Consider the following 9,518-nt stretch of genomic DNA (forward strand, 5'->3'; position numbering starts at 1 on the left):
TGCTGCGGGGTTTTGCCCGCTTTCTCGGCCGCGATCATGATGGGCGCGCCGTGGGCGTCGTCGGCGCAGACAAAGTGCACCACACTGCCCATCATCCGCTGGTATCTCACCCAGATGTCGGCCTGGATGTACTCCATGATGTGGCCAATGTGGAAGTTTCCATTGGCGTAAGGCAGGGCGGTGGTAACGAAGAGTTGGCGTGACATCGGGCATCGGCTTTCTAAAGACTGGCCCGATTTTAGTCGGGGGTCCACCGACCCCCTCCGCGCGGTCTTAGGCGGCCAGGCTGCTCTGGTCCTGGTTGGCGGCAACTTGGGTTGCGGCCCGGGTCTCGACCGCCGCGCTGGCCAGTGCCTCGGCCTTCGTCGCGTCCCCCATGGCCACCCCTTCAGCGCGCACAAAGCGCACGTCAGTGACGCCCAGGAAGCCCAATACGGTTTGCAGATAACTCTCCTGGTGTTCCATGGCGCGGCCTGCTTCGCTGGTGGAATAGACGCCGCCCCGGGTGATGGCGACGATCACCGTCTTGCCGCCGGCCAGGCCCTTGGGGCCCTTGTCGGTGTAGGTGAAGGTGCGCCCGGCTTGTGCGATGCGGTCAATCCAGGCCTTGAGCTGGCTCGGAATGCTGAAGTTGTAGAGCGGCGCACCCAGCACGATCACGTCAGCGGCCAGAAACTGGCTGACCAGGGCTTCCGATACTGCGTTCTCACGACGTTGCCCGTCCGTCAGTGTCTCCGTTTGCGGCGGCAGCCGAAACCCCATGGATTCGGCGGACAGATGGCTGGGCGTGTCCTGCGCCAGATCGAGGTAGTCCACGACCGAGACCGGATGGCTGGCGCGCCATTGCGCCACGATGTTGTGGGTGAGTTGGCGGGAAACCGAGTTGCCGCCCATGATGCTGGAGTCGATGTGCAAGAGTTTCATGGAAGATCCTTTAACAGTTGGAAGGTATGGAAAACAAGGCGGGACGCCGTGACGTCGGCCATGGAAGTATTGTGCGGATGAATCCAATGCTTGATAAGTCGCCAAAATTGCGATAGATTGTCCTGAAAATAGGACAATGGAGGCGCAAATGCAAGACTTGAACGACATGTTGTACTTTGTCGAGGTGGTGGAGCGCGGTGGCTTTGCGGCGGCCGGACGTCATTTGGGCATCCCCAAATCCCGCTTGTCGCGGCGCGTGGCCGAGCTGGAGACGCATCTGGGCGTGCGCCTGTTGCAGCGCACCACGCGCAAGCTCTCGCTCACTGAAGTGGGCGAGCTGTACCACCGCCACTGTGCGGCCATGCGCGACGCGGCCGATGCCGCCGCCGAAGCGGTGGAGCAGGCGCAGACCGAGCCTCGCGGCACCATTCGCGTGGCCTGCCCGGTGACGCTGGCCCAGAGCACCGTGGGGCCGATCATGGCCGCCTTTCTGGCGCGCTACCCGCAGGTGAAGGTGGACATGCGGGTGAGCAATCGCGTTGTCGATCTGGTGGAGGAAGGTATTGATGTTGCCTTGCGCGTGCGCCCCACGCTGGAAGACAGCGGCAGCCTGGTGGTCAAGAACTTGGGGCTAACCCAAACCTATCTGGTCGCCAGCCCCGCGCAACTCAAGCGCCAGGGGCAGCCGGTGTCGCCTGAGGACTTGGCGCGCCTGGACACGGTCAGCATGTCGGCCATTGACGGTCGGGCCAGCTGGCCCTTGGTCGGGCCGGGAGGAGCCACCCATGTCCTGCCGCACCAGCCGCGCTACGTGGCCGACGATTTGCTGACCCTGAAGTTCGCCGTGCTGGGTGGCACCGGCATGTGCGTGTTGCCCGACTACATGTGCCACGACGAAATACAGGACGGGCGCCTGGTGCCGGTGCTGCCGGGCTGGGCACCGCGCCCCGGCGTGTTCCATGCCGTGTACCCCTCGCGCCGGGGCATGGTGCCGGCGGTGCGCCGCTTTCTCGACTTTCTGGCGGCGTACACCAATGGCGAAGGGTTGCCGCGAGTCCCGGACGCCGACACATGCTCCTGAGCTTTCTTTAGCGCAAACGCAGGGGGTCCATGCGGCGCTCGGGCACGGATGGCTGGCCGACTTGGGCGGCATGCGGGAGCGCCTGGGGATCGGTCCAGTCAAAAAACGCACAGACCTCGGCCCCCTGGCGCATCGCATCGGCATAGCCCAGCGCCATCAGTTCAACGGTGTAGCCGGGTTCGAACAGCAGGTAGCTCGCCAGCGCGGCGCCCTTGACGTCGGCCGCGCTGGAAGACACGCCCACGCCGCCGAGCATGGTGCGCACAGCCGCCGGCAGATCGCCCACATGGCGGGCCGCGATGGCGTCCAGCCGTTGCGAGGGCGCAATCAACAGCAGCTTCACCGGCCGCAGGGCGCTGGCACTGCGCAACTCGTGCGGTACCAGTGACATGGTCTGGTTGATGCGGCGCACCCGCTCCACATCGACGGCCAGGGCATCCAGAAAGATGTTGGACAGCGCGTGTCCGGCAATTTGCGCCAGCGAGGGGTAGCTGCTGGTGGTGTGCAGATGCGCCTCGTTTTTGGGCTCGTGCATGCGCCCGGCGCCGACGACCAGAATGCGCTCGCCGCCCAAATGGATGGCCGGTGCGACCGGCGCGGACTGGCGCATGGAGCCGTCGCCAAAATACTCGGTCCGCCCGTCGATTTGCAGGGGCGTGGCCGGAAACACGAAGGGAATCGCCGACGAAGCCAGCAGGTGGGCATGCGTGATGTGATCCCGCACCGAGCGACGTTGCGAACGCACCCAGGGCAGCAGTCGCTTGTCTCCCTCATAAAAAGTGATGTGCTCGCCCGAGCTGTAGCTCGATGCCGTGACGGCCAGCGCCTGCATATGGCCCTTGCGAATCAAATAGGGCAGGCGCTCCAGTGGTACCAGCTGCTTGAGCAATTCGGCCAAAGGCGCGTTGTCCAACAGCGAGCGCGGCCTGATCCGCCACAATTTGGTCAGTAGCCAGCCGACCGACAGCAGCGTCATCCAGGTGGCGCCGGAGCGCAGCATGCTCAAAGAGTCGGCGCGGTAGATCTGATCGGCATGGAAATTTTTCCAGATATTGACGATGCGACGCACGGTGCCATCGAAATCATCCGAACCACAGGCCAAGGCCGACGCGTTGATGGCCCCGGCCGAGGTACCGGCGATGATGGGAAAGGGGTTGCCCTCGGCCAGTGCGCCAGCGTCTTTCCGGATGTCGGCGATGGCCTCCAGAACCCCCACCTGATAAGCCGCGCGCGCCCCGCCACCGGTCAGTAGCAGGGCGGTGGTGGGCGCCAGGGGCGGTCGGTGGGATGCGGCGTTCAGCATGAAACGATTATCGGCCGCGCAAGAGCATGCCAGCAGGGGTAAAAACCCGAGAACCTCCCCGTTTCCGGGGCAAACCCCGATTGGCCTGCGCGGAAAAGGTTAAAACAGTCTTCGCTAGACTACAGCCCTTCAGGAGAAATCAATGGCAGTGACAGAACAGGCGCTGATGGACGCACTCACCAGTGTGGTCGATCCGAATACCGGGCGGGACTTCGTGTCCTCCAAATCCATCAAAAATTTCACCCTCACCGACGGTGATGTGACTTTCGACGTCGAGCTGGGCTATCCCGCCAAAAGCCAGATTCCCGGCTTTCGCAAGGCGCTGATCGCCGCCGCCAAAGGCGTGGCCGGTGTCGACAACGTGTCGGTCAACGTCAACATGAAGATCGTGCCGCATTCGGTACAGCGTGGCGTGCAGCTCCTGCCCAGGGTGAAGAACATTGTGGCGGTGGCCTCCGGCAAGGGCGGCGTCGGCAAGAGCACGACCGCTGTCAACCTGGCGCTGGCACTGGCCGCTGAAGGCGCCAGCGTGGGCCTGCTCGATGCCGATATTTACGGACCCAGTATTCCCATGATGATGGGCATTGACGGCCGGCCCGAGAGCGAAGACGGCAAAACCATGGACCCGCTGGAGAACTACGGCGTGCAGGTCATGTCCATCGGTTTTCTGGTGGCGCAGGACGAAGCCATGATCTGGCGCGGCCCGATGGCGACCCAGGCGCTGGAGCAGTTGCTGCGCCAGACCAACTGGCGCGATCTGGACTATCTGATTGTGGACATGCCACCCGGCACCGGGGACATTCAGCTGACGCTGTCGCAACGCGTGCCCATGACCGGTGCCATTGTGGTGACGACGCCGCAGGACATCGCCTTGCTGGACGCCAAGAAAGGCATCAAGATGTTCGAGAAAGTCGGCGTGCCGATTTTGGGCATCGTGGAGAACATGGCGGTGCATGTCTGCACCAACTGTGGCCATGTGGAGCACATTTTTGGCGCTGACGGCGGCAGACGAATGGCCGCTGAATACGGCATGGATTACCTCGGTGCCTTGCCGCTGAATATGCAGATTCGCCTGCAGGCCGACAATGGCAAACCGACCGTGGTGTCGGACCCCGACAGCGAGGTGGCAGGCATCTACAGGGCGGTGGCGCGCAAGGTGGCGGTATCGATTGCGGCCAAGAACAAGGATTTTTCATCCAAGTTTCCGTCCATCAAAATCTCGAAAGACACCTGAACGGGGCTTGCCATTCTTCAGTGACTTGCTAAGCCCGTGCGCCATGCAAGCTGTCACTTTGCCCTTCACCGCGCCAGCGCCTCCGTTGGTCCTGGCGACGCCTGATTGGGCCGTTGTGAGGAGGCTCCGGTCGTGCTGGTAGGCCAAAGGGCCGTGCCGCAGGCCGAGGTGGCGTTGGTGCTTGAAGCCGTTGAATTTTAATAAAATAGGGCTCTAGCCCCCGTCAATAGGGCGTAAGCAGCTATTAATTCAGTAGCGTATCAGGCCTATCGACAGCACGGTGGCTACGCGCTGGCCGCCGTGGTGAAAGGACCGGGCGCGTGATGCGGCGCTCAACGCCATGCGTCCATCTGCGGTCTGGGGCAGGCGAGCGATATGCCTGAACACGCCACACGGATGACTGCTTCGGGTGAGACTTGAAGAAGTCCCAAATCAACTCGGCTGTCTTTGCGGCGGTTTTCAATGGAATACGCGGACGCGAGCAAGAAAGCCCCTTCTAGCCCAATCCGTTACATTGCACCAACCATGCCCAACAGTCGTCCCTTCATTGAAGTCGCCGTGGTGATGCGGCGCGAGCGCATCAGCGGCCCCGCCAGCCGCTGGCAGCCCTGGCGCTGGGTGCTGGCGGAGGTCGTGCCGCAGGCGGACGGCTTTGGCACCTCAGCGCGTCTTCTTTATAAAAATGATAGCGAGGAACGCTGGCTGCACGGGGGCTACCGGGTCGAATTGTTCAAGGATGATGTGGAAGGCTACTACCTCAACGTCACCACGCAAGCGCCTTGCTGGTTTGTCTTGTGGCGCATGGAAGAAGAGGCGGGCACGGCGGCAGAGCCGATCGCCAAACCCGAGATGGTGAGCCTGAGCTACCACGACGCCGGGCGCTGGCTGGACGCGCAGGAAACGGTGGAGCAGGTGCCGGCCCCGGCCTCGGTGGTTGAATGGCTGCAGGCTTTTGTGGACGAGCACTTTGTGGCCGAACCCAAGCGCCGCAAGCGGCCCGAGAGTTTTCGCTCCCTGAGCGACCGCTTTGGCAACCCGGCGTCGGTCAGCACCGAGAAGAAATCGGGCGGCGGCCATGGCTGAAGGTTTTCTGGGCCGCTGGTCGCAGCGCAAGCAGGCGGTGCGTGAGGGCAAGGTGCTTGACGAACCTGCAGCAACGCCTGCCATCAAGCCCTTGCCTGTGATTGCGCCGCCGCAGGAGGCAAAGGCCGACGCGCCGCCAGCCACACCGGTCACGCCAGTGCCAGCGCCGCCGCCACCGTCGCTGGAAGACGTGCGGCGTCTCACAACCGAGTCCGACTTCAAACCCTTTGTGGCGCGCGATGTGGCGCCCGAGGTCCGCAACGCCGCGATGAAAAAGCTGTTTGCCGATCCCCATTACAACGTGATGGACCGCCTGGACACCTACATCGACGACTATTCCAAGCCTGACCCGCTGCCTGAATCGATGCTGCGGCAAATGGCCAGCGCCAAGTTTCTGAATCTGTTCGAGGACGAGGAAGATGGCGCGGAAAAAGACCAGGCCAAGACCGGGGCGCGGGATGATGCCAATAGCCCTGCGCAGGATTCCGTGGCACAGTCTGCGCAGCCGCCACGGAGCGGCGCCGACCCACTTTCAGACAACAAGCCCCCAGCACCGCTCGGAACAGACCATGACCACACTGATTTGCGACTGCAACCAAACCATGCCGCTGGACCCCGGCAGCCTGGGCGCGGCACTGAATGAAAACCTGACGCTGCACTCCACCCTGTGTCGCCGCGAGGCCGGCGCATTTCTGAAGGCCATCGAGTCGGGTGAGGATGTGGTGGTCGCCTGCACCCAGGAGAAACGGCTGTTTACCGAACTGGCGGAGCAGACCGCCGGGGCAGAGCGCGGGGCAACTGCTTACGCGCCGATTCGTTTCGTCAACATTCGCGAAACCGGTGGCTGGAGCCGGGATGCAGCCCAGGCCAGCCCCAAGATTGCCGCCCTGCTGGTCGCCGCCCATCTGCCCGAGCCGGAACCGGTCGCCACCGTCACTTACACGAGCACCGGGCGGCTGTTGATCATTGGCGAACTCGGCGCGGCCGAGCGCGCCGCCGAGCTGCTGGGCGATGATCTGGGCATCACCTTGTTCACGCAAGGCGCGGGCGACACCATGGGCTACGGGGGCGCGATGCAGGAGCGGCGTTACCCGGTGCTGGGGGGCCAGATTCAGGCCCTCACGGGCTGGCTCGGCGCCTTCGAGCTCAAGTGGCTGCGCAACAACCCGATTGATCTGGACCTGTGCACGCGTTGCAACGCCTGTCTGGTGGCCTGCCCCGAGGCTGCCATTGGCCTGGACTACCAGATTGACTTGAACCTGTGCCAATCGCACCGCGCCTGCGTCAAGGCGTGCCAGGCGGCGGGCGCAATTGATTTCAGCCGCGTGCCTGAGACTGCGAGCGAAACTTTTGATCTGATTCTTGACCTTCGCGCCACCCCCGCTTTCAGCCAGCACGCCTTGCCGCAAGGCTACCTGCGCTGGGATGGCCGGGACGCCAAGCCGCTGATGACGTTGCGCGCGCTGGTGGGCGAGTTTGAAAAGCCCAAGTTCGTTCTTTACAAACAAAAACTTTGCGCCCACAGCCGCAATGAAAAAACCGGCTGCACGGCCTGCATCGACGTTTGTTCTGCGTCTGCCATCAGCAGCGAGCGCGGCGTCGCCGGGCCGCCCCAAGGCGCCGAACGTCCCCTTGGGGGGCAGCGTAGCGTGGGGGCTTCTCAGTCTCGGCAGCGGGTCTTGGTCAATCCCAATCTGTGTGTGGGCTGCGGCACCTGCAGCACGGTCTGCCCCAGCGGCGCCTTGAGCTATGCCTATCCGCGCGCCAGCGAGCAAGGGGTCAGGCTCAAGACCCTGCTGGCCACCTACGCCCGCTGCGGCGGCAAAGATGCCGCGCTGCTGCTGCACAGCCAGGAGGCGGGCGCGCGCTTGCTGGGTGACCTGGGTCGCCTTGCCCAACTGGACAGCGGCACGCATGGCAATCAACACGATGGCACGCATGGCGTGCCGGCGCGCGTGCTGCCGATCGCCCTCTGGCATACCTCGTCGTTGGGGCTGGAAGTCTGGCTGACGGCCATGGCCTATGGCGCCTCGCAGGTCTGGGTGCTGATGACGGATGAAGAAGCACCGCAATACCATGAGGCGATTCGCAGCCAGATGGCGGTGGCGCAGGCCATTCTGACGGGGCTGGGCTACCAGGGCGAACATTTCCGCGTGCTGCATGCCAGAGACGCACGCGATCTGGCAGCGCTGGACGCCGATTTGCAGGCGGCTGCGGCCCAATGTGTCAGCCGCGGCGCGGGCTTCGCGGTGCAATCCGACAAACGGGCCACGCTGGAACTGGCGCTGGACCATTTGATAGCGCACGCGCCTTTGCGGCCCGAGGTCATTGCGCTGCCCGCCACCAGCTCGCCGCTGGGCGCACTGGTCATCAACAAAGACACTTGCACGCTGTGCCTGAGCTGCGTCAACGCCTGCCCCGCGAGTGCCCTGCAGGACAACCCGGATTCGCCGCAACTCAAGTTCATCGAGAAAAATTGCGTGCAGTGCGGCCTGTGCGTCAAGACCTGCCCGGAACAAGCGCTCGCCCTGCTGCCGCAGCTGAACCTGGCGCCCCGGCGCAAAGAGGCGGTCGTGCTCAACGAGATGAAGCCCTACACCTGTGTGCGCTGCAAGCAACCGTTTGGCACGCTCAAGGCGATCGAGGCCATGCTGGGCAAGCTCAGCGGCCACAGCATGTTTCAGGGTGCGGCGCTGGAGCGCCTGAAAATGTGCGGTGATTGCCGGGTCATCGATATTTATTCGGCCCAGAATGAAACCAAAATCACGGACCTATGAACATGATGCCGGCGCCCACCTCCATGCCAAGCCCTGCGCTTGACGAAGAAACCGCACGGTCCGAGCTTTATGGCTTGCTAGCCCTCTTGTACTATGCGTCACCCGCTACTGAATTAATAGCAAATCTGCGCCTGGCCGCGACCGACGCGCCGGCCGCCGGCGCCTTTTTGGAAGAGCCCTGGCGCGCCCTGGTGGGGGTCGCCCGCGAGATGACTGACGAGGCCATTCAAAGCGAATACAGCGCCTTGTTTGGCGGCATCGGCAAGCCCGAGGTTTATCTTTACGGTTCACATTTTCTGAGCGGATTCCTCAACGAAAAACCGCTGGCCCGGCTGCGTACCGACTTGGGCCAACTGGGCCTGGCGCGTGACGAGAACATGTCCGAGACCGAAGATCACTTCGCCTATCTGTGCGAAGTCATGCGCTACCTGATCGCCGGTGACGATGTGACGGTCGCCAACCTCACGCGCCAGCGTGAGTTTTTTTCAGTGCATGTGCAGCCGTGGGTGATGACGATGTGCGACAACCTTCAGCAGCACCCCAAAGCCCGGTTTTATGCGGCGCTGGCCGGGCTCACCCGCGCCTTCATGGGTGTCGAGGCGCAAGGCTTTGACATGCTGGCCTGACGCGAATGACGCGACCGATACATGGCACCGAGCCGCATTTCATCGGGGCTGTGTACGCGTTTTCCCTAGGTCGATCGGACTTTTCTTTTGCGAAGAATCATTGCGGGGCCATCCAGTTCTCCCTACACTATGAATAGGATTACATAGCCGCCAGCATTCCTTGGAGACCACCATGCAGGACAGCCAGCCCAAAGCTTCCCGTCGAGGATTTTTTCTATCCGCGTCCGTGGCAGGTGCCACGCTGGCGTCGGCCACATGGATGAAGGCTCAGGTGCCAGAGGCGGTGGCCGAGTTGCCCAAGCCCGTGCCTGAAAGAGGCGGTGGCTACTCCTTAAGCGATCACGTCAAGCAGTATTACAAGACCACGCGCGTCTGATTTTTCGCTAGCACGCCGGGCCCACCGACCCACGCCGACTTTGGAGAGTTCCATGTTGTTGACCAAAAAATCGGGTTCGTCCGATACCGCTGCCCGCTCACCTTTCGTCCACAG

9 protein-coding genes and 1 pseudogene are annotated in these 9,518 nt (G+C 63.0%); 7 read left to right on the forward strand and 3 right to left on the reverse strand.

The features are described from left to right. Window positions 1-206: class I tRNA ligase family protein (locus tag B3V69_RS02850; RefSeq protein WP_296443603.1), on the reverse strand; the 206-nt coding region annotated here is incomplete at its 3' end. A 67-nt stretch (window positions 207-273) separates the two neighbouring features. After that, on the reverse strand, window positions 274-924 hold the full coding sequence (locus B3V69_RS02855; protein ID WP_296443604.1) for an FMN-dependent NADH-azoreductase: 651 nt from the start codon (window positions 922-924) through the stop codon (window positions 274-276). Window positions 925-1,072: 148 nt separating this feature from the next. Between B3V69_RS02855 and B3V69_RS02860 the strand changes: the two genes are divergently transcribed. Then, window positions 1,073-2,005: a LysR family transcriptional regulator gene (locus tag B3V69_RS02860; protein ID WP_296443606.1), complete on the forward strand. Its 933-nt coding sequence runs from the start codon at window positions 1,073-1,075 to the stop codon at window positions 2,003-2,005. A gap of 7 nt (window positions 2,006-2,012) precedes the next feature. Here B3V69_RS02860 and B3V69_RS02865 read toward each other — a convergent pair whose 3' ends face one another. After that, window positions 2,013-3,308: a patatin-like phospholipase family protein gene (locus B3V69_RS02865; RefSeq protein WP_296443608.1), complete on the reverse strand. Its 1,296-nt coding sequence runs from the start codon at window positions 3,306-3,308 to the stop codon at window positions 2,013-2,015. Window positions 3,309-3,447: 139 nt separating this feature from the next. On the opposite strand from B3V69_RS02865, the pseudogene apbC reads away from it, so the two are divergent. The 6 genes and pseudogenes from apbC to B3V69_RS02895 form a co-directional block, all read left to right on the forward strand. After that, a pseudogene (apbC, locus tag B3V69_RS02870) lies at window positions 3,448-4,542 on the forward strand (iron-sulfur cluster carrier protein ApbC); the annotation flags it as partial. Between the two features lie 513 nt (window positions 4,543-5,055). Next, window positions 5,056-5,625: a DUF3305 domain-containing protein gene (locus B3V69_RS02875; RefSeq protein ID WP_296443617.1), complete on the forward strand. Its 570-nt coding sequence runs from the start codon at window positions 5,056-5,058 to the stop codon at window positions 5,623-5,625. Beyond that, window positions 5,618-6,268: a DUF3306 domain-containing protein gene (locus B3V69_RS02880; RefSeq protein ID WP_296443611.1), complete on the forward strand. Its 651-nt coding sequence runs from the start codon at window positions 5,618-5,620 to the stop codon at window positions 6,266-6,268. Before B3V69_RS02875 ends, B3V69_RS02880 begins: the two co-directional genes overlap by 8 nt. Further along, a complete protein-coding gene (locus tag B3V69_RS02885) occupies window positions 6,195-8,402 on the forward strand; it encodes a 4Fe-4S binding protein (RefSeq protein ID WP_296443613.1) in 2,208 nt (735 codons plus the stop codon). The genes B3V69_RS02880 and B3V69_RS02885 overlap by 74 nt, the downstream gene beginning before the upstream one ends. Window positions 8,403-8,407: 5 nt before the next feature. After that, window positions 8,408-9,028: a TorD/DmsD family molecular chaperone gene (locus B3V69_RS02890; RefSeq protein WP_296443619.1), complete on the forward strand. Its 621-nt coding sequence runs from the start codon at window positions 8,408-8,410 to the stop codon at window positions 9,026-9,028. A 172-nt stretch (window positions 9,029-9,200) separates the two neighbouring features. Next, entirely contained in the window at window positions 9,201-9,404 is a 204-nt protein-coding gene (locus B3V69_RS02895; protein ID WP_296443615.1) for a formate dehydrogenase, read from the forward strand. Window positions 9,405-9,518 lie beyond the last annotated feature (114 nt).

The sequence above is a fragment of the Rhodoferax sp. UBA5149 genome, assembly GCF_002413825.1.
GTDB lineage: Bacteria > Pseudomonadota > Gammaproteobacteria > Burkholderiales > Burkholderiaceae_C > Rhodoferax.

What these genes read in the sequence shown, in the direction of transcription:
- B3V69_RS02855 (WP_296443604.1), bottom strand. Translation starts at nt 924, where the DNA reads ATGAAACTCTTGCACATCGACTCCAGCATCATGGGCGGCAACTCGGTT.
- B3V69_RS02860 (WP_296443606.1), top strand. Translation starts at nt 1,073, where the DNA reads ATGCAAGACTTGAACGACATGTTGTACTTTGTCGAGGTGGTGGAGCGC.
- B3V69_RS02865 (WP_296443608.1), bottom strand. Translation starts at nt 3,308, where the DNA reads ATGCTGAACGCCGCATCCCACCGACCGCCCCTGGCGCCCACCACCGCC.
- B3V69_RS02880 (WP_296443611.1), top strand. Translation starts at nt 5,618, where the DNA reads ATGGCTGAAGGTTTTCTGGGCCGCTGGTCGCAGCGCAAGCAGGCGGTG.
- B3V69_RS02885 (WP_296443613.1), top strand. Translation starts at nt 6,195, where the DNA reads ATGACCACACTGATTTGCGACTGCAACCAAACCATGCCGCTGGACCCC.
- B3V69_RS02890 (WP_296443619.1), top strand. Translation starts at nt 8,408, where the DNA reads ATGCCGGCGCCCACCTCCATGCCAAGCCCTGCGCTTGACGAAGAAACC.
- B3V69_RS02895 (WP_296443615.1), top strand. Translation starts at nt 9,201, where the DNA reads ATGCAGGACAGCCAGCCCAAAGCTTCCCGTCGAGGATTTTTTCTATCC.